The sequence below is a fragment of the Micromonospora sp. NPDC005254 genome, from assembly GCF_042872525.1.
Classification (GTDB): domain Bacteria; phylum Actinomycetota; class Actinomycetes; order Mycobacteriales; family Micromonosporaceae; genus Micromonospora.
In genome coordinates, this window is the sequence record NZ_JBIAKM010000010.1 from 245,775 (window position 1) to 264,210 (window position 18,436).

At 72.9% G+C, this 18,436-nt stretch carries 16 protein-coding genes and 1 riboswitch; of the genes, 7 read left to right on the forward strand and 9 right to left on the reverse strand.

Features of this window, described 5'->3' with window-relative positions; translation table 11 throughout:
* Positions 1-152 precede the first annotated feature (152 nt).
* Complete coding sequence (locus tag ACFYPR_RS28195; RefSeq protein WP_387263374.1) at positions 153-851, reverse strand: transglycosylase family protein; 699 nt, start codon at positions 849-851, stop codon at positions 153-155.
* A riboswitch (cyclic di-AMP (ydaO/yuaA leader) is annotated at positions 851-995 on the reverse strand. It overlaps the preceding gene by 1 nt.
* A 181-nt stretch (positions 996-1,176) precedes the next feature.
* Positions 1,177-1,356, reverse strand: a complete 180-nt coding sequence (locus ACFYPR_RS28200) for a hypothetical protein (RefSeq protein WP_355136850.1) — start codon at positions 1,354-1,356, stop codon at positions 1,177-1,179.
* Between the two features lie 104 nt (positions 1,357-1,460).
* Between ACFYPR_RS28200 and ACFYPR_RS28205 the strand changes: the two genes are divergently transcribed.
* On the forward strand, positions 1,461-1,949 hold the full coding sequence (locus ACFYPR_RS28205; protein WP_354863347.1) for a peptidoglycan-binding domain-containing protein: 489 nt from the start codon (positions 1,461-1,463) through the stop codon (positions 1,947-1,949).
* 84 nt (positions 1,950-2,033) lie between these two features.
* On the opposite strand, the gene ACFYPR_RS28210 is transcribed toward ACFYPR_RS28205, so the two are convergent.
* A complete protein-coding gene (locus tag ACFYPR_RS28210; RefSeq protein ID WP_354863346.1) occupies positions 2,034-2,435 on the reverse strand; it encodes a peptidase inhibitor family I36 protein in 402 nt (133 codons plus the stop codon).
* Positions 2,436-2,617: 182 nt separating this feature from the next.
* Between ACFYPR_RS28210 and ACFYPR_RS28215 the strand changes: the two genes are divergently transcribed.
* On the forward strand, positions 2,618-5,455 hold the full coding sequence (locus ACFYPR_RS28215; RefSeq protein ID WP_387263377.1) for a BTAD domain-containing putative transcriptional regulator: 2,838 nt from the start codon (positions 2,618-2,620) through the stop codon (positions 5,453-5,455).
* Positions 5,456-5,488: 33 nt separating this feature from the next.
* Here the strand turns inward: ACFYPR_RS28215 and htpG are convergent, their stop codons facing one another.
* A complete protein-coding gene (gene htpG, locus ACFYPR_RS28220) occupies positions 5,489-7,405 on the reverse strand; it encodes a molecular chaperone HtpG (protein ID WP_355136846.1) in 1,917 nt (638 codons plus the stop codon).
* 210 nt (positions 7,406-7,615) lie between these two features.
* Here htpG and ACFYPR_RS28225 point away from each other — a divergent pair, with 210 nt between their 5' ends.
* Positions 7,616-8,314 carry an SDR family oxidoreductase gene (locus ACFYPR_RS28225; protein WP_355136844.1) on the forward strand — a complete coding sequence of 233 codons (699 nt, stop codon included), beginning with the start codon at positions 7,616-7,618 and terminating at the stop codon, positions 8,312-8,314.
* Positions 8,315-8,377: 63 nt separating this feature from the next.
* On the opposite strand, the gene ACFYPR_RS28230 is transcribed toward ACFYPR_RS28225, so the two are convergent.
* On the reverse strand, positions 8,378-10,135 hold the full coding sequence (locus ACFYPR_RS28230) for a M28 family peptidase (protein ID WP_387182697.1): 1,758 nt from the start codon (positions 10,133-10,135) through the stop codon (positions 8,378-8,380).
* 206 nt (positions 10,136-10,341) lie between these two features.
* On the opposite strand from ACFYPR_RS28230, the gene ACFYPR_RS28235 reads away from it, so the two are divergent.
* The gene (locus ACFYPR_RS28235; protein ID WP_387263381.1) at positions 10,342-13,254 is read left to right on the forward strand and encodes an ATP-binding protein; all 2,913 of its coding nucleotides are present in this window, start codon (positions 10,342-10,344) and stop codon (positions 13,252-13,254) included.
* 15 nt (positions 13,255-13,269) lie between these two features.
* On the opposite strand, the gene ACFYPR_RS28240 is transcribed toward ACFYPR_RS28235, so the two are convergent.
* On the reverse strand, positions 13,270-14,040 hold the full coding sequence (locus ACFYPR_RS28240; protein WP_387263384.1) for a hypothetical protein: 771 nt from the start codon (positions 14,038-14,040) through the stop codon (positions 13,270-13,272).
* Positions 14,037-14,537 carry a SigE family RNA polymerase sigma factor gene (locus tag ACFYPR_RS28245; protein WP_354862204.1) on the reverse strand — a complete coding sequence of 167 codons (501 nt, stop codon included), beginning with the start codon at positions 14,535-14,537 and terminating at the stop codon, positions 14,037-14,039. Before ACFYPR_RS28245 ends, ACFYPR_RS28240 begins: the two co-directional genes overlap by 4 nt.
* A gap of 140 nt (positions 14,538-14,677) precedes the next feature.
* Here ACFYPR_RS28245 and ACFYPR_RS28250 point away from each other — a divergent pair, with 140 nt between their 5' ends.
* Positions 14,678-15,529, forward strand: coding sequence for a DUF3152 domain-containing protein (locus ACFYPR_RS28250; RefSeq protein WP_387263387.1), 852 nt, complete (start codon positions 14,678-14,680; stop codon positions 15,527-15,529).
* 24 nt (positions 15,530-15,553) lie between these two features.
* Here ACFYPR_RS28250 and ACFYPR_RS28255 read toward each other — a convergent pair whose 3' ends face one another.
* Complete coding sequence (locus ACFYPR_RS28255; RefSeq protein ID WP_387263388.1) at positions 15,554-16,210, reverse strand: hypothetical protein; 657 nt, start codon at positions 16,208-16,210, stop codon at positions 15,554-15,556.
* A 277-nt stretch (positions 16,211-16,487) separates the two neighbouring features.
* Between ACFYPR_RS28255 and ACFYPR_RS28260 the strand changes: the two genes are divergently transcribed.
* Positions 16,488-17,051, forward strand: a complete 564-nt coding sequence (locus ACFYPR_RS28260; protein ID WP_354863087.1) for a hypothetical protein — start codon at positions 16,488-16,490, stop codon at positions 17,049-17,051.
* A gap of 107 nt (positions 17,052-17,158) precedes the next feature.
* On the opposite strand, the gene ACFYPR_RS28265 is transcribed toward ACFYPR_RS28260, so the two are convergent.
* The gene (locus ACFYPR_RS28265; protein WP_354863089.1) at positions 17,159-17,506 is read right to left on the reverse strand and encodes an L-rhamnose mutarotase; all 348 of its coding nucleotides are present in this window, start codon (positions 17,504-17,506) and stop codon (positions 17,159-17,161) included.
* Positions 17,507-17,747: 241 nt separating this feature from the next.
* On the opposite strand from ACFYPR_RS28265, the gene ACFYPR_RS28270 reads away from it, so the two are divergent.
* Complete coding sequence (locus ACFYPR_RS28270) at positions 17,748-18,428, forward strand: response regulator transcription factor (protein ID WP_354863091.1); 681 nt, start codon at positions 17,748-17,750, stop codon at positions 18,426-18,428.
* Positions 18,429-18,436: the final 8 nt, after the last annotated feature.

The following is an 18,436-nucleotide window of genomic DNA, read 5'->3' on the forward strand; positions in this document are numbered from 1 at the left end:
AACTGACCGCGCCGCGGCGGGGGGGGGGCCGGCGCCCCCCCCCCCCCCCGCCCCCCCCCCCCCCCCCCGGCGCCGCCCCCCCCCCCCCCCCCCCCCCCCCCCCGCCCCCCCCCCCCCCCCCCGCCCCCCCCCCCCCCCCGCTGCTGGTGCTCTTACAGGCTGAGCCGCTGGCCCGGGAGGATCAGACCCGGGTCGGCGCCAATCAGCTGCCGGTTGCGCTCGTACAGGGCCTGCCAGCCGCCGGCCTGGCGGTGGCTGTCGGCGATCTCCGACAGGGTGTCCCCCGGCTTGACCACATACGTGTCGCCGCTGGCCGCCGGGGCGGTGCGCTCGTGGTTGCGGGTCGCCGGCTGGTCGCCGCGCGACGACCGCTCCTTCGGGGCGGTGGACCGGTCCTTCGGGGCGGTGGACCGGTCCTTCGGGGCGGTGGACTTCGACGACTTCGCGGTCGACTTCGTCGAGGACTTCGTGGCGGAGCCGCCCGACGAGCCGCCCTTGCGGCCGCAGGTCGGCCACGCGCCGATGCCCTGCCCGTCGAGCACCTTCTCGGCGATGGCGATCTGCTCGCCGCGGCTGGCCAGGTCGGCACGGGCGGCGTACTTCTTGCCGCCGTAGCCGGCCCAGGTGCCCTGGGAGAACTGCAACCCGCCGTAGTAGCCGTTACCGGTGTTGATCTTCCAGTTGCCGCCGGACTCGCACTTGGCGATCGCGTCCCAGTTGACACCGGCCTGGGCCGGGGCCGCGGGGCCGAAGAGGGCGACGGCGCCGGTGATCGCGCCGACGGCCAGGGTGCCGACGGCGACGCGGCGGGTGGTGACCCGTCGATGACGGGGCGTGTGGACAGACGTCATGTGTGGTTCCTCCACGCCGGCGAGGTGAGCTGTCGGGTTCGGGCCGAGGAGCCCGGCCGCGCGGTGGCGGCTTCACCCCGAGGTGACATGCACCGAGGAACGTGGGTCCCCCGCTCCTGCCCGGGGTTCTGGTATCCGACGACCGGGGGCAGGATTTGGCGTTGCCGGTCGTGGCGTCCACGGTGGTGGACTCGATCGACGGTAGGCACGGTCGGTGACCCTCGCCCAACGCTTGTGAACTTGTTCACCGGCGCACGCGTGGCGCCTCTGCCAGCGGTTGCGGACCACGCGCGGCTGTGCACCGACCATCATGGACCGATTCCGATCAGGCCCGGATGTCACCGCCCGTACGCAGCCAGGCGATGGTGCGACGGAGCAGTTCGAGGTGAGGAACGGGCCGATCGGCGGGTGGTGGGAGCGGCCGTGCTCCCAGGAGGCGCCGATCGTGGCACGCCAGCTCGGCGTGCGGTCCCTGCCCGCTGAAGATCACGGCGTCGACGGGCATCGGCGCTCCTGGGAATTGACGTTCGGGCAGGAAACCATAGATCGACGGCCGCGATGCTCGGAAGCACACCGGGTCGACCCCGGCAACCTTCCCAGGAGGAGAGCATGCCGATCCACCGGAGCCGCATCGGCCGCCGCAGCGCCGCCGCCACCCTCGTGACCGTCCTGGCCAGCGCCGGCCTGACCCTGCTCGCACCGACCGCCGCGCACGCGTCCAGCCCCTGCACCAGCCTGACCTTCTACCGGGTCGGCGGCTATCCGGGCGGCGCGGACATGCACGTGCCGACCATCGGTTGGCAGACCGGGAACAAACAGTGCTATCTCACCTACGGCCACTCGGGCTCGGCGGTGCTGGTGCTTCAGGAGGCGCTGAACAACTGCTACTCGCGGTCACTGAGCCTCGACGGCAACTACGGCCCGAAGACCCGCGACGCCGTCCGGTACGCCCAACACAAGATCAACGAAGACATCGTGTACGCGAACATCGCCGAGGACGGCGAGTACGGCCCGCAGACCCGGGCGTACATGGGCTTCGCGATCTTCGGGGTCAACGGCGGCCCGGTCATCCCGAACGTCTGCTACTACCCGGGCTGAGCCGCGTGACGGCGCCGGTCGGAGTCCCCCGTGGAATTCCGACCGGCGCCGTCGTGCACCCCCCTGCCCGCTTCGGTCCGCGGATCAGCAGACCCGGACCGCCTCGATCCGCTGGTTCCAGTTCCCCCCGATCGCGGCCGAGTCGTACGCCAGGTTCGCCCGGTAGCCGTAGGCGTGCTGGTAGCCGAGCAGGCCGGTGGCGTTGGCGTTGTCCCAGAAGGTGGAGACGGTGCCGGACGGTCGGTTGTTGATGATCGACTGGGTCCTGTTGCGGAAGTACGAGGGCAGCCCGACGTCGTTGCAGCCGTTGTACGGCCCGTCGAGCAGGAAGATGTCCCCGCTGAAGTTGGTCCCGGCGTACAGGCAGAGCAGACCCGAGGGGCAGGCGTAGTTGGCCTGGGCCGGGCTCGGGGCGACGCCGAGCGCGGCGCCCACGGCAACCACGCCAAGCAGGGCGGACGTGAACCTTCGCAGAGCACTTCGCACGATGGTGACCTCCGGTGTCGTCACGACCGGAACAGGCCGTGAGTCGAATTGCCGACATCGCATTGATTGATGCCGCTGTGCCAACGATGATCTGCGCGGCAGGTCGACGAATTCCTGCCGGAACCTCAATCCGGCCGTCCGTCGGCGGATTGTCCGACTGGCGATGCGGCGAGCGGCGGTTCATGGAGATTCGGGTCCTCGGGCCGGTCGAGGTCTGGGCGGACGGCCGCCTGGTCGACGCCGGAGCAGCCCGCCAGCGCGCCGTCCTGGCCGCGCTGGCGGTCGACGTCGGCCGACCGGTCCACGTGGAGTCGCTGGTGGACCGGGTCTGGGGCGACACGCCACCGCCCAGGGTTCGCCACAACCTGCACGTCTACCTCGCCCGGCTCCGCCGCGTGCTGGCCGACGCGGGCGCACCGGACGCGCTGGTACGACGCTCCGGCGGGTACCTGCTGGACCAGCCACCGGAGACAGTGGACGGCCCGCACTTCGACGTGCTGCGACACCGGGCCGATGGACTGGTTGACGACGACCCCGAGCGGGTGGAGCTGTTGCGCCGGGCGCTGGAGCTGTGGCGCGGCGAGCCGCTGGCCGGGCTGCCCGGCGAGTGGGCGGCCCGGGTCCGGCAGGACTGGCACCGCCGGCACACCGACACCGCCGTGCAGTGGGCCCGCGGCCTGCTGCGGCGGGGCGAGCCGGAAGCGGTCATCGACCCGCTGACCCGGCTCGCCGACGACCACCCCCTGGACGAACCGGTCGCCGCCGTGCTGCTGCACGCGCTGGCCGCGGCCGGTCGCGGCGCACAGGCGCTGGCGTACTACGCCCGGCTGCGGGACCGGCTCGCCGACGCGCTCGGCGCGGACCCGGGCGTCGAGCTCCGCCAGCTGCACCAGGCCATCCTGCGCGGTGAGATCACCGTGCCCACTCCCGGACCGTCCCCCGCCCCCACCGGAGCGGGCCTCGTCGCCAGGCCGCACCCGGAGCGCCCGATCCCGGCGCAGTTGCCGTCGGATGTCCGGGGTTTCGCCGGGCGCGGTCCGGAGCTGGCTCGTCTGGACGCGCTGCGGGCGTCCGCCGAGGCGCAACCCGGGGCGGTCCCGCTGGCGGTGCTCTCCGGGGCGGGCGGGGTGGGCAAGACGGCGCTCGCCGTGCACTGGGCGCACCGGGCCGCCGGACACTTCCCCGACGGGCAGCTCTACGCCAACCTGCAGGGCTACAGCCACAGCGGTGTGGTGCGCAGCCCGGAGCAGGTGGTCCGGGGTTTCCTGGCCGCGCTCGGGGTGCCGCCGCGGAAGGTGCCGGCGGATGAGCAGGCACAGACCGCGCTGTACCGGAGTCTGCTCGCCGGTCGGCGGATGCTGGTGCTGCTCGACAACGCCCGGGACGCGGCGCAGGTCCGGCCGCTGCTGCCGGGCGCCGCCGGCTGCCTGGTGCTGGTGACCAGCCGGGATCGGCTCACCGGGCTGGTGGCCACCGAGGGCGCCGAGGCGGTCGTGCTGGATCTGCTCACCGCCGAGGACGCGCAGGCCCTGCTCTACACGCGGATCGGGGCGCGGGCGAGGGTCGAGCGGGCCGCCGTCGACGAGCTGGTCCGACTCTGCGACCGGCTGCCACTGGCCCTGGTCGTGGTGGCGGCCCGGGCGGTGGTCCGGCCCCAGCTGCCCCTGACCGAGTTGGGCGCGCAGCTCCGGGCCGACGGCCGGCTGGACGGACTGGACACCGGAGAGCACGAGAGCAGTGTGCGGGGGGCGCTGTCCTGGTCGTACCGGCTGTTGTCGGCGTCGACCGCGCGGCTGTTCCGGCTGGTCGGGGGAAGTACGGACGTGACGGTGAGTACGGCGGCCGCGGTCAGTCTCGCCGGCGGCGGTCGACGGGCCGTCCGGGCGGCGTTCGCCGAGCTGGCCGACGCGCATCTGGTGTTGGAGCGCGGCCCGGACCGGTACGCGATGCACGACCTGTTGCGGGCCTTCGCGGCCGAGCTGTCCGCCGAACACGATCCGGCCGGCGACCGGGCCGAGGCGCGCGGCCGGCTCTTCGACCACTACCTGCACAGCGCGCACGGCGCCGCCGTGCTGCTGCACCCGCACTGGGATCCGATCACCCTCGCCCCGGCCGTCGCCGGCGTCCGGGCGGAGAAGTTCGGCGACCATGACGAGGCGGTGGCCTGGTTCACGCGCGAGCGCGACGTGCTGATCGCGCTTGTCGAACGATGCGCCGCCAGCGGGTTCGACCGACACGCCTGGCAGCTGGCCTGGAGCCTGACCAGTTTCCTGGACCGGCAGGGCGGCTGGCACGACCAGTTGGCGGTGCAGCGTACGGCGCTGGCGGCGGCGCGGCGCGGCGGCGAGGTGGCCGGGCAGGCGCACGCGCACCGCAGCCTGGCCCGGGCGCACGCCCGCCTGGGTCGGCTCGACGAGGCGCCCGGTCAGCTCCAGCGGGCGCTGGAGCTGTTCCGCGAGCTGGGCGACCCGGCCAACCAGGGGCACACCTGCCTCGACCTCGCCGAGGTGGCCGACCGGGAAGGCCGGCGTGCCGAGGTGGTCGAGCATGCCGAGGCGGCGTTGGCGCTGTACCGCGAGGCGGGCCACCGCTACGGGCAGGCGATGGCGTTGAACGCGGTCGGCTGGTATCGGGCCCAGCTCGGCGCGCACGACGCCGCGGTGGAGGCGTGCCAGCAGGCGCTGGAGCTGCTGCGCGAGTTCGACGACCGGCAGGGCCAGGCGCCCACCTGGGACACCCTCGGCTACGCGCAGCACCGCGCGGGACGACCCGCGGAGGCGGTGGCCGCGTACCGGCACGCGGTTGAGCTGTACCGGGAGTTCCGGGACCGGTACTACGAGGCGGACACGCTGACGCACCTCGCGGAGGCGTTGGCCGACGTCGGCGACCCGGCGGAAGCGGCGCGGAGTTGGCGGACGGCGCTGGGCATCCTCGACGAACTCGGGCACCCGGACGCCGAGGGGGTCCGCCGTCGGCTGGCGGACGCCAACGCAACCGGACCGGCCGGCGGGGCCCGCTGATCGGGCGACCCGCCGGCCGGAGGGGTCGAACGGCTACAGGGTGCGCGCCAGCCGATCGGCGAGCGTACGGGTGAACCGGGCCGGGTCGGCCAGCTCACCGCCCTCGGCGAGCACCGCCAGGCCGTACAGCAGCTCGGCGGTCTCGGTCAGGGTTTCGGTGGAGTCGCCCTGCTCGTGGGCCTTGCGCAGCCCGGTGACCAGCGGGTGGCCGGGGTTGATCTCCAGGATGCGCTTGGCCGAGGGGACGTCGTGCCCCATCGCCCGGTACATCTTCTCCAGCGTCGGCGTGAGGTCGTGCGCGTCGCCCACCACACAGGCCGGTGAGGTGGTCAGCCGCGACGAGAGGCGGACCTCCCGGACGCTGTCGGCGAGGGTGGTGCCCAGCCACTCCACCAGCGCGGCGAACTCCTGCCGCTGCTGCTCGCGCTCGGCCTCGGCCTGCTGCTTCTCCTCGTCGGTGTCCAGGTCGACCTGGCCCTTGGCGATCGAGCGCAGCGGCCGGCCGTCGTACTCGCCGACCCGCTCGACCCACACCTCGTCGACCGGGTCGGTGAGCAGCAGCACCTCGTGGCCCTTGGCCCGGAACGCCTCCAGGTGCGGGGAGTTCTCGATGGTGGCGCGGGAGTCGCCGGTGGCGTACCAGATGTCGCTCTGGCCGTCCTTCATGCGCGCGACGTAGCCGGCCAGGTCGGTGGGCTCCGCCGCGTCGTGGGTGGAGGCGACCGACAGGATCTCCAGCAGGGAGTCCCGGTTGTCGGTGTCGTCGATCAGCCCTTCCTTGACCACGGCGCCGAACTCGGTCCAGAAGGTGCGGTAGCGCTCGGGGTGGTTGGCCTTGAGGTCCTTGACCGTGGCGAGGACCTTGCGGACCAGGCGGCGGCGGACGATCTGGATCTGCCGGTCCTGCTGGAGGATCTCGCGGGAGATGTTCAGCGACAGGTCGTGCGCGTCGACGACGCCCTTGACGAAGCGCAGGTAGGTGGGGACCAGCGCCTCGCAGTCGTCCATGATGAACACGCGCTTGACGTAGAGCTGCACGCCGCGCCGGCCCTGCGGGGAGAAGAGGTCCAGCGGGGCGTGACTGGGCAGGAACAGCAGCGCCTCGTACTCGAAGGTGCCCTCGCCCTTCATGTGCACGACCTCGAGCGGGTCGGCCCAGTCGTGGCTGACGTGCTTGTAGAACTCGTTGTACTCGGCGGCGTCGACCTCGTCGCGGGGCCGGGCCCAGAGCGCCTTCATGGAGTTGAGGGTCTGCACCTCGCTGGTGGCGGCCTCGCCGTCGGCGCCGGGACGCTCGACGCGCATCCGGATCGGCCACGCGATGAAGTCGGAGTACCGCTTGACGATCTCGCGGATGGTCCACTCGGCGGTGTAGTCGTGCAGGTTGTCCTCGGTGTCGACCGGCTTGAGGTGCAGGGTCACCGTGGTGCCCTGCGGCGCCTCGTCGACCGCCTCGATCGAGTACGTGCCCTCGCCGGTGGACTCCCAGCGGGTGCCGCCGGTCTCGCCGGCCTTGCGGGTCAGCAGGGTGACCCGGTCGGCGACCATGAACGCGGCGTAGAAGCCGACGCCGAACTGGCCGATGAGGTCCTGCGAGGCGTGGGCGTCGGAGGCTTCGCGCAGCTGGCGCAGCAGCTCGGCGGTGCCGGACTTGGCGATCGTGCCGATCAGCCGGACCACCTCGTCGCGGGTCATCCCGATGCCGTTGTCCCGCACGGTAAGCGTGCGGGCGTCCCGGTCGACCTCGATGGCGACGTGCAGGTCGTCGGTGTCGGCGACGAGATCCTTGTCGACGAGCGTCGCCAGCCGCAGCTTGTCCAGGGCGTCGGACGCGTTCGAGATGAGTTCCCGCAGGAAGACGTCCTTGTTCGAATAGATCGAGTGGACCACCAACTGGAGGAGCTGACGCGCCTCGGCCTGGAACTCCAACGTCTCGGCCTGGTTGCTCACACCGTCTCCCTTCTCGGCTCGTGCGGAGGTTCGCGCAAAGGATACGAGTCGTCACCGCCGCGGTCGTGCCCGCGTCCGGGTCGTATTCCCGATCCGCGGGGTGCCCGCGGTGACATAGCTGACTTTGCTCAACAGAAGTCAGCCGGATAGCGTTCCGGTCAGCAATCGACCTCGCGCCATCTCGGCCAGCCACGAACCTGGAGCACCCCCATGAAGATCGCTGGAAGCACCGCCCTCGTCACCGGCGCCAACCGGGGCTTCGGCCGACACCTCGCCGCCGAACTCGTCGCCCGGGGCGCGACGGTCTACGCGGGCGCCCGCAACCCCGACTCCGTCGACCTGCCCGGCGTGACGCCGGTCCGGCTGGACATCACCGACCCCGATTCGGTGACCGCCGCCGCGAAGCTGGCCGGCGACGTGAACCTGCTGATCAACAACGCCGGCATCGACACCGGAACCGACCTCCTCGACGGCGACCTCACGCTCGTCCGCCTGGAGCTGGAGACCCACTACCTCGGCACCCTGTCGGTGGTCCGGGCGTTCACGCCGGTCATCACCGGCAACGGCGGCGGGACGATCCTCAACGTGCTCTCCGTGCTGTCCTGGGTCAACTTCCCCAACGCCGGGGCGTACGGCGCCGCGAAGTCGGCCGAGTGGGCGATGACCAACGCCCTGCGCGTGCAGCTCGCCGAGCGGGGCGTCCGGGTCGCCGGCCTGCACGTCGGCTACATGGACACCGAGATGACCGCCGGGGTCACCGCCCCGAAGTCCGACCCGGCGGCGATCGCCCGGATCGGCATCGACGGCATCGAGGCCGACGCGTACGAGATCGTCACCGACGAGATCAGCCGGCAGGTGCAGGCCGGGCTCGCCGGCGGGGTCGCCGCGCTCTACCCGCAGCTCCCCTGACCCAGGACGCGACGGGCCGCCGCCGGATCATCCCGGCGGCGGCCCCCTTCGACGGGTACGCCCTCAGCTGGCCTGCAACGTCACGTCGTCGATCACGAAGCTGGTCTGCAGCGACGAGTCCTCGGTGCCGGTGAACTTCAGGGTCACCGTCTGCCCGGCGAACCCGGCCACGTTGAACGTGCGCTGTACGTAGCCGCTGGCGGCGTTCAGGTTCGAGTACGTCGCCAGCGTGGTCGAGCCCACCTGCACGGTCAGCTTGTCGTACGCCGTGGAGGTGGTGGTCTCGGCGGTGTCGACGTGCAGCCAGAACGACAGCGTGTAGCTGGCGCAACCGGCCGGCACGGTCACCGACTGGGACAGGGTGTCGGTGTGAGCGCTGCCGTACCCGTCGAGCCACGCCTTGTACGACCCGGTCCGGGCCGGCTGGCTGCTGGAGTTGGTGATCACGCCGGAGGACGCGGTCCACGGCGTGCTGCCGCTCTCGAAGCCACCGTTGCCGATCACCTGCCCGCCGGCGCAGCCGCCGGTGCCGGTCACCGTGAGGGTGAGGCTGGCCGTCCGGGTCACCGACCCGGTGCCGGTGACCGTGACGGTGACGGTGCCCGTGGCGGCGCTGGCCGACGCGGTCAGGGTCAGCGTGGCCGACCCGCCGGAGGTCACCGACGACGGGCTGAAGGAGACGCTCACCCCGCTGGGCGCCCCGGACGCGGTGAGGCTGACCGTCTGCGCGGAGCCGGCGGTGGTCGCGGTGCCGACCGTGGCGGTGGCGCTGGCGCCCCGGGCGACGGTGAGCGCGGTCGGGCTGACCGAGATCGAGAAGTCGTTGGTCGGGGTGCCGCCGCCCACGGCGAGCTGCCACAGCGCGTACGCGACGCCGTCCGCGGCCCGGTTCAGCACCGTGGCGCTGACGTTGGCGGTGGTGTCGCAGGAACGGTGGTAGCACGAGTCGTAGGCGGCGTTGGCCGTGCCGCCCCACTTGGCCGCCTGGGTGCTCGTCTTACGGGCGCTCGCGCCCGCGGCGTAGCCGGAGGTGGGGATGCCGGCCTGCTGGAAGTAGTAGTCGTCGGAGCGGCCCTGACCCTCGACGTTCTCCTCCGGTTGCAGCCCCAGCGAGTCCCAGTACGCCTTCAGCGGCGCCGCCGTCGTGGAGGTGACCCGGTTGATGAAGTAGCCACCGTTGGTCGAGCCGACCATGTCGAAGTTGTAGTAGCCCTTGATGTAGCCGCGCTGGGTGGCGCTGAGCGAGTTCACGTAGAACCGGGAGCCGTTCAGGCCCTGCTCCTCGTCGGTCCACCAGGCGAACCGGACCTTCTTCGTCATCGTCGGGTTCTGCGCGGCGAGGACCAGCGCGTTCTCCAGCAGGGTGGCCGAGCCGGAGCCGTTGTCGTTGATGCCCGGGCCGGCCGAGACGCTGTCAAGGTGGGCGCCGAACATCACCACCTGGTCGGCCGGGCCGCCGGGCCACTCGGCGATGAGGTTGTTCGAAGGGTACGTGCAGCTGGAGCAGGTCTGCTCGCTGACGGTGTAGCCGGCGGCCTGGAGCTTGCTCTTCACGTAGCTGACCGAGGCGGTGTAGCCGGCCGAGCCGGCCCGCCGGTTGCCGCCGTTGCTGCTGGCGATGGAGTTGAGCTGGGTCAGGTGCGCCTGGACGTTGGTGACGGAGATGTCCGGCGCCGCCAGGACGGCGGCGGACGCGGCGATCGGCCGGGCCGCTGTCGTCGGGGCGGAGGGTGACGCGGTCACCGGCTGGGCGGCCAGCGTCACCGTCATCCCGGTGAACACGGTGAGCGCGATTCCCGCGCTCAGCGTTCTGCCTCTCATGGGGGCTCCTCGGGGGTTGGAGAGATAACCGAGACACTTACAGAGATCTATGTCGTCGGCATCGGACGTTCGTCCCGAACCCTCACCGGTTCGACGATGGGTACCGACGTCGGCACAGGTGAGTAGAGGTGCCAGGATGGGTAGGTAACGCCAGCAGGGGTCGTCGGGCCCGGAACGGGGGGCTTAGCGATGAGGCCGGGTCGAGCGTGACACGACCCCGCACCGACCTGTTCGACGACGGCGGTGACACCGGACGGTTGATGGCCGAGCTGAACTGGGCCGACACCCCGCTGGGCGCGGTGTCGAGCTGGCCGCAGAGCCTCCGTGCGGCCGTACGGGTGGTGCTCTCCTCCCGTTACCCCATGCTCCTGCTCTGGGGCGACCGCCTCTCCCAGCTCTACAACGACGCGTACTCCGCCCTGATCGGCGACAAGCACCCCGCCGCGCTCGGCGACGACGTGCGGGTGACCCTGGCCGAGGGCTGGGACGTCCTCGCGCCCCTGATCCAGCAGGCCATGGCGACCGGGGTGGCCAGTTGGGTGCCCGCTCTGCAGCTCCTGCTGGAGCGCGCCGGCTACCGCGAGGAGGCGTACTTCAGCGTCTCGCACGCCCCCGCCCGCGACGACGACGGCCGCACCGTCGGCGTGCTGACGGTGTGCAGCGAGGTCACCGAGCAGGTCGTCGGCGAACGGCGACTGCGACTGCTGCGCGACCTGAGCCTGCGCGGCGACGGGCGCACCGTCGACGTCGAGGCCACCTGCGCCCGGCTGATCGACGCGATCGGCGACCACCCACTGGACGTGCCGTTCGCCGCGATCTACCTGCGCGACGGCGCGTTGCTGCGCCGGACGGCCTGCGCGGGCGGTGACGCGGGTCACCCCACGGTGGCCGGGGCGCTGCCGGACGTCGTCGACCTGGCCGACCCGAGCCCGGCGGCCCGCGCCTGGGCGCTCCCGGACGCCGCGCAGGGTCGGCCCACCGACGTGACGGGCGTCGCGGATCGACTGCCCCTGCCCGCCGGCCCGTGGGGCGATGCCACTCGCACCGCGCTGGCACTGCCGCTGCCCTCGGCCGCCGAGGACCAGCCGCTCGGCGTCCTGCTGGCCGGCGTCAGCCCCAACCGGAAGCTGGACGAGGCGTACCGCTCCTTCTACCAACTGCTGACCCAACAGGTCTCCATTGCGGTACGCAACGCGAAGGAGTACGAGCAGGAGCGGCGCCGGGCCGAGACGCTGGCCGAGCTGGACCGGGTGAAGACCACCTTCTTCACCAACGTCAGCCACGAGTTCCGTACGCCGCTGACCCTCATGCTCGGGCCGCTCGCCGACGCGCTCGCCGACACCGCCGCGCCGCTGGCACCCGGGCAAAGGGAGCGGGTGGAGACCGCCTGGCGCAACGCCACCCGGCTGTTGACCCTGGTCAACAGCCTGCTCACCTTCTCCAGCCTGGAGGCCGGCCGGGCTCGCAGCGACGCCCGCGAGGTCGACCTCGCCGCGCTCACCGCGGAGCTGGCAAGCGTCTTCCGGGCCGCCGTGGAACGGGCCGGCCTGGCTCTGGAGGTCGACTGCCCGCCGCTGCCCCGGCCGGTCACCGTCGACCCGGTCAACTGGGAACGCATCGTCACCAATCTGCTGTCCAACGCCCTGAAGTACACGTTCATCGGCCGGATCCGGATCGCCGTGGACGCCGACCACGACGAGGTACGCCTCACCGTCGCCGACACCGGAATCGGCATCGCCGACGCGGACCTGCCGAAGCTCTTCGAGCGCTTCCACCGGGTGCAGGGCACGCGCTCGCGCAGCCACGAGGGCACCGGCATCGGCCTGGCCCTGGTTCACGAGCTGACCCGGCTGGAGGGCGGCGAGGTCCGGGTGACCAGCCAGGTGGGTGCCGGCACCGCCTTCACCGTGGCCCTGCCGTGGTCGGCGGCGCGGCGCGCGGTGACGACCGGGCCGGCACTCAACGGGCGGGGCGACGTGGCCCGCGCCGCCGTTTCAGAAGCGGTGGGCTGGCTGACCGACCCGGCCGGCAGCATCGTCGAGCCCGCCGCGGCGCCCGGCCCGGCCGCCGACGAGTTGGCCGGCGCCCGGATCCTGGTGGCCGACGACAACAGCGACATGCGCGCGTACCTGAGTCGGCTGCTCGCCGGTCAGGGCTGGCGGGTGCGGTCGGTCACCGACGGTCGGCAGGCCCTCGACGCGATCCACCGGGACCCGCCGGACCTCGTGCTCACCGACGTGATGATGCCGGTGCTGGACGGCTTCGACCTGGTACGCCGACTACGCGCCGACCCGGCGACCCGGGCGCTGCCGGTGCTGGTGCTCTCCGCCCGGGCCGGCGAGGAGGCCAGCGTGGTGGGCCTGAGCCTCGGCGCCGACGACTACCTGGTGAAGCCGTTCGCCGCCGCGGAGCTGATCGCCCGCGTCCGGGCTGCCATCCGCCGCGCCCGCACCGACCCGTCCGGCGACGACGCCACCGCGCGGACCGCCGACGACAGCCTGAGCGCGGCCGACGCCCCGAGGTCGACGCGACCGGCCGGGGCAATCGCCGTCGCGCCCGCTCCGCCGGTGGCGGAGCCCGCCGAGAGCGCACCCGTCGAGAGCGCCGCCGCCGTACCGGCCAACGACGAACCAACCAACGCCGAACCAGCCGGCGGGGAACCGGCCAACGCCGAACCAGCCCACGGAGAACCGGCCGGCGGGTCCGTGGTCGGCACGGCCGACGGCGGGCTCGGCAACATCCTGGCCGCGGAGTGGACGTACCCGTCCGTGCCCACCTCGGCGGCCGCCATGCGCCAGGACGTCCGGCTGGCGTTGGACGAGCTGGACGTCCACACGGACGTGTTGCAGGATCTGCTGCTCGCCGCGTCCGAGGCGATGAACAACGCCGTCGAGCACGCACAACGACCCAGCCGCCCCGAGGTGCGGGTCCGGCTCCAGGTGGGTGCCGACCGGGTCCGGATCTCGGTACGCGACTTCGGCACCTGGCGGGACCGTCGGCCGGCCATGGACCGGGGCCGGGGCGCACTGTTGATGAACGCCTACGGCGACGTACGACTGGTCTCCACCGGCGAGGGGACGACGGTGACCATCGAGCGCCGGCTGACCGACCCGGCCTGAGTCACCGCCAGCGCCTCAGAGCCGACGGCCCCCGCGGTCACGGGCGACGATGCCGTCCAGGCGCTCCCCCGGCGTCAGCGTGGCCGGGTCGAACCAGAAGATCACCACCTGCTTGTCGATGCTCCAGCGCGCCACCCGGGCATCGACCTGCCGACCGCCCACCGTGCCGATGATCCGCTCGGCGGGGCCGACGAAGTAGCCGAAGGTGGGCACCGGCACGGCCGACGAGCGCTCGTCGTAGCCGATCTGGTGGAACCCGGGGCTGCGGTCGGCGCCCTCGACGTCGTTGACCAGGATGTCCGTGCTCAACGTGCCGTCGGGGGCGCGACGACCGGCGGCCAACCCGATGGTCACCTTGGGCTCGCCGGGCACCGACACCGCGACGACGTAGTAGACCCGCCAGTCGGCGCCGTGCCGCACCCCCGTGTCGATCAGCTTGCCCAGGGGTTTCGGACCTGGCACCCCGGGGGCCACCGTCTGCGGTGGTGTGGGCTCCCCCGACGCCGACGCCGACGCCGCGGCCGATGCCGTGGCAGCGGCCGAGGGCGGAGCGACGGCGACCGGCGGTGCGGGACCGGTCGGCGCCGGACCGGTCGGCCCGGGCCCGCCGACCGCCACCACGGTGACAGCGACCAGCCCCGCCACGACCGTCGCCGCCGCGCCCCCGGCGACCCGCCGACGGATCCGCAGCCGCCGTCCCGCACGCATGACGGTGGCCAGATCGAGCGTGGCGTCGGGGCGCTCGGTCGCCCGCATGGCGTGGCGGAGCCGGTCCAGCTCGCTCATCGGCGGGCCTCCTCGTCGGCCGTGCGCGGCGCGGCCGTGCGCAGCTTCTCCAGGGCTCGCGAGCTGGTGCTCTTGACGGTGCCTACGGATACGGCGAGTTCCCGGGCCACCTGCGCCTCCGGCAGGTCGAAGTAGTAGCGCAGCACGACGATGGCCCGCTCCCGAGGGCTGAGCGCGCCGAGGATGGTGACCAACCAGCGCCGGGTGGCCACGTCGTCGGCCACGTCGCCACGCCGCTGTTCCGGCACCTCCTCGGTGGGGTACTCCCGCATCGGCCGCCGCCACCGATCCACCAGGTGGTTGACGAGGGTGCGACGGGCGTACCCGTAGGCGTCGTCGTCGTGGATTCGCGACCACGACGCGTAGGTGCGCACCAGCGCGGTCTGCGCGGCGTCCTCGGCCTGGTGGTGGTCGCCGGTCATCAGGAACGCGGCGTGCACCAGTCGCGCGGACGCCGCCCGCGCGAACTCGACGAACTCCGCGTCACCCCGCGCCACCGCGAACCCTCCCCCGTGCCACACCCTTTCAGACGGGCGAGGCTCCGCGAAGGTTGAGTCCTCGCGACGTCAACCTTTTGCCGGGCTCACCCGTCTTCTCTCCCGCGTCGCCGCGGACCGGCACGCGAGGGGAGAAAGACATGTCGACGAAGGCTACCCGTCGGGGGTATCTGCCCCCAGTGGCGTTGCTGCTGGTCGTAGCGCTGCTCACCGGGTGTGGCCTGCCCGCCGCCGGGAAGGGACCGGCCGGTGGCGCCGCGAGCGGACCGGACCCCGCCGGCCTGCCCTCGGCGGGACCGGTCGCGACGGGACGTCCGGCGGAAGTGGCCGGGAGCGGCGGTGTCACGCCGGCGGCGCCCACGGTCGTGCCGGTCAGCTATCCCGCCACCGGCAGCAACCGCTGGTCGGTGGCCGCGGCCGAGACGACGGGTGGCGGCGGGAGCACCGGCGGGTTGCTGCGCTACCGGGTCGCCGTGGAGCGCGACATCCGGGGCCTGCGGGTGGGCGACATCGCCACGGCGATCTCCGCGACGTTGAACGACCCTCGCGGGTGGACGGCGGACGGGACGTGGCGGCTGCGCCGGGTCGGCGCGAACGAACCCACCGACTTCACGATCTACCTGGCGACCCCGGGCACCCGCGACACCCTCTGCCAGGACGTGCCGGACGGCTACACGTCGTGCCGCAACGGCGCCCGGGTGGTCCTCAACGTGGCGCGCTGGGTCACGGGGGTGCCGGACTACGGCGCGAGCCTGGCCACCTATCGGCAGTACATGGTCAACCACGAGGTGGGGCACAAACTCGGGTTCGGTCACGAGCGCTGCCCGGGGCGGGGCCGGCCGGCGCCGGTGATGCAGCAGCAGACGCTGGGCCTGCACGGGTGCCGCGCCGGGGCCTGGCCGTACCCGAACGGCACGACCCGATACCGCGGACCGGTCGGGGCGTACGACGACGAGATTCCACGGCGCGAGGGCGCCTACGCGGCGCACTGACCCCGACGACCGGGAGGCCGTCCGTCAGGTGCGGCGGCGGCGTTCCTGCTCGAGCCGCTCGTCCAGCCGACCCAGCTCGTAGATGGCGTTGAGGCTGGTCGGCAGGCGGCGGACATTGTCCGGCCCGGGGTCGGGATCCGGCCCCGGGTCGGGATCCGACGCGGGAGGGGGATCCGACGCGGGAGCGGCGGAGAAGTCGAAAGCGCGGCGACGCAGGAGCAGCAGTGCCAACACCGCCAGGACGGCCGCGACCAGCAGGTAGGACACCGGCGGCCAGCCACCGCGGGCGGGGTTGGCGAGCGCCGGCGGGACCTCGGGGGCCGGGGTGTCGACGGTGCGCACGGGCACGGCGACATCGTGGGCGTCGGCGCCGGAGCCTCCGGCAGGGCGGCCGGGGGCGGCCGGAGCCCGGACACCGGCCGACGACCCGGCGGGCGCGGCGGTCGCACCGGGCTCGGTCGGGCTGGGCTGGCCGGTCGCTGGTGGCCGGGTCGGCGCGGACGTCGCGGTGGGGTTGACGCTCGGCGTCGGCGTCGCACTCGGCGCACCCTGGCCGCCGAGCAGATCGTCGACGACCCGGCCGACGCCACCGAGGATGTCGCCGACCGGGCCCGAGGTGGCCGACGGGGACGGCGCGGGCGCGAGGGCGAGGGTCAGCGCGAGGACGACGACGGTAGGCACGGGTCCACCTCGAATGTGTCGACTGCCAGGCACAGTACCGCGTTGTGGGACGGCGTGGGTGACACCGCCACGTCGGGTCGGGGCCTTTCCCGACCTCGGGTCGGAGCAGGGGCACGCACTCCCCCGCGGTCGGCCGGCGACCGCCGGCCGCCGGCCACTGTTACCCAGCGGTTACGCCGCGGCGAAGCTCACGTGCCGCGGGCGGGCGACCGTGACGGCAGAGGGTCACCGGCAACGCTGCCGCGACGTGACCCCGGCATCGAGCGGAGAGAGCACCATGAGGATCAGGAGCACACTTACCGCGTTGGCGGTCGTCCTCGCCGGTCTGGTCGCCAGCGCGGGCAGCAGCACCGCGGCGGGCACCACGACCGGGTCGGCGTCCTGCGGGATCACCTGGGGCAGCGCGGACAAGTCGGCCGGCACGCTGAGCGACGCCCCGCTGGTCGCCGTACGGACCGGGCAGCACGACTGCTACGACCGGGTGGTCTTCGAGTTCGCCGGACCGGTCGACGGTTACGCGGTCGGCTACGGCGAGACGTGGACCGAGGGCGAGGGGCTGGCGCTTTCGCCGTACACCGCCGGGGGCGCGCTGCTGCGGGTCTCGCTGCGGGCCCCGGCGTACGACGCCGAACACCAGGGCACCGTGCCCTACGCGGTCGGCGAGCACGTCGCGAACCTGCTGCGCTGTTCAACGCTGCGCGACGTCGTCTTCGGCGGCAGTTTCGAGGGCTACAGCACCTTCGCGGTCGGCGTACGGGCTCGGTTGCCGTTCCGCACGTTCACGCTCGCCGGCCCCGGCACACACAGCCGCATCGTGCTGGACGTCGCCCACCAGTGGTGAGTGGAGCCGCAGTGGGGCGATCCGCTTGGCCGTCCGCCCGCCCGTCGAGGCGGACGGCCAGGCGGGCATCGTGCGCAGCCACCAACGCGACACCCGACCACGGACAGCTAGCTCGCCGGGGTCTGCTCGGGTGCCTCTCCAGCCGCCTCGTCGGCCAGGTGCCAGACCTCCCGCATCGGGGCCCACCAGTCCCCCGATCCGGGTTCGGCGAGCGATTCCTGGCACGGATCGGTCAGCTTCCACCACTCTTGCGTCTGCGGGTCGGCGGCGATGTACCGCAGGTCGGCCTCGTAGTCGTCACCGACGTACTCGTAGTAGCCGAAGAGCAGGTCGTCGTGGAGAAAGATGGTGTAGTTGCGGAAGTTCGCCTCGCGCAGCGTCTTCTCGACGCTCGGCCAGACCTCGGCGTGTAGGCGCAGGTAGGTCTCCCGGTGCTCCGGGCGAAGCCGGATCACGCAGCCATGACGTTGCACGTCGTGTCCTCTCAGGTGAACTGGTCACGCGGGTGGCGACGGCCCGGAGCAGGTTGGCCATCGACGGCCATCGCGTTGGCGACCCGATGGTAGCCGTAGCCAAGATCGAGGATCACCCGCCGGAGGTCGGGCGACCGTTCCCGTGCCCCGGACCCGACCGGGCCGCCGACACCGACCGTTTCGCCAGGGCTGCGCAGCGTCGCGGCGGGTCTACCCTCAGGTGGTGGAGGGCCGCGTGCTGGTGGTCGAGGACGACGCCTCCATCCGGGAGGTCACCGCCCTCGGTCTGCGTCGCGCCGGCTTCCGGGTCGACACCGCCGTCGACGGGCGGCAGGCGCTCATGACCTGGCGAGCGCACCCGGTCGACGCGATCGTGCTCGACGTCATGCTGCCCGGCCTGGACGGCCTGGAGGTCTGCCGGGAGATCCGGCGCACGAGCCAGGTGCCGATCCTCATGCTGACCGCCCGCACCGACACGCTCGACGTGGTGGTCGGCCTCGAATGCGGCGCCGACGACTACCTGCGCAAACCCTTCGACCTGCCCGAGCTGGTGGCGCGGGTCCGCTCGGTGCTGCGACGGGCGAGCGCGCCGGCCGGGTCGCACACCATCGCCGTCGGCGACTTGGAGATCGATCCGGGCGGCTTCGTGGTACGCCGCGACGGCCGCGAGGTGACCCTGACCGCCACCGAGTTCCGTCTGCTGCTGGAGCTGGCCCGACGCCCCGGCCAGGTCTTCACCCGGGAACTGCTGCTGGACCTGGTCTGGGACCACCGTTTCCTGGGCGACTCGCGGCTCGTCGACGTGGCGGTGCAGCGGCTGCGCGCCAAGGTCGAGGACGACCCGGCGCACCCACGGCGCATCCGTACGGTGCGCGGCGCCGGCTACAAACTGTCCACGCTCTGACGGGAGGT

What these genes read in the sequence shown, in the direction of transcription:
- ACFYPR_RS28215 (WP_387263377.1), top strand. Translation starts at nt 2,618, where the DNA reads ATGGAGATTCGGGTCCTCGGGCCGGTCGAGGTCTGGGCGGACGGCCGC.
- ACFYPR_RS28230 (WP_387182697.1), bottom strand. Translation starts at nt 10,135, where the DNA reads ATGAGAGGCAGAACGCTGAGCGCGGGAATCGCGCTCACCGTGTTCACC.
- ACFYPR_RS28250 (WP_387263387.1), top strand. Translation starts at nt 14,678, where the DNA reads ATGTCGACGAAGGCTACCCGTCGGGGGTATCTGCCCCCAGTGGCGTTG.
- ACFYPR_RS28260 (WP_354863087.1), top strand. Translation starts at nt 16,488, where the DNA reads ATGAGGATCAGGAGCACACTTACCGCGTTGGCGGTCGTCCTCGCCGGT.
- ACFYPR_RS28240 (WP_387263384.1), bottom strand. Translation starts at nt 14,040, where the DNA reads ATGAGCGAGCTGGACCGGCTCCGCCACGCCATGCGGGCGACCGAGCGC.
- ACFYPR_RS28225 (WP_355136844.1), top strand. Translation starts at nt 7,616, where the DNA reads ATGAAGATCGCTGGAAGCACCGCCCTCGTCACCGGCGCCAACCGGGGC.
- ACFYPR_RS28195 (WP_387263374.1), bottom strand. Translation starts at nt 851, where the DNA reads ATGACGTCTGTCCACACGCCCCGTCATCGACGGGTCACCACCCGCCGC.
- ACFYPR_RS28200 (WP_355136850.1), bottom strand. Translation starts at nt 1,356, where the DNA reads ATGCCCGTCGACGCCGTGATCTTCAGCGGGCAGGGACCGCACGCCGAG.
- ACFYPR_RS28205 (WP_354863347.1), top strand. Translation starts at nt 1,461, where the DNA reads ATGCCGATCCACCGGAGCCGCATCGGCCGCCGCAGCGCCGCCGCCACC.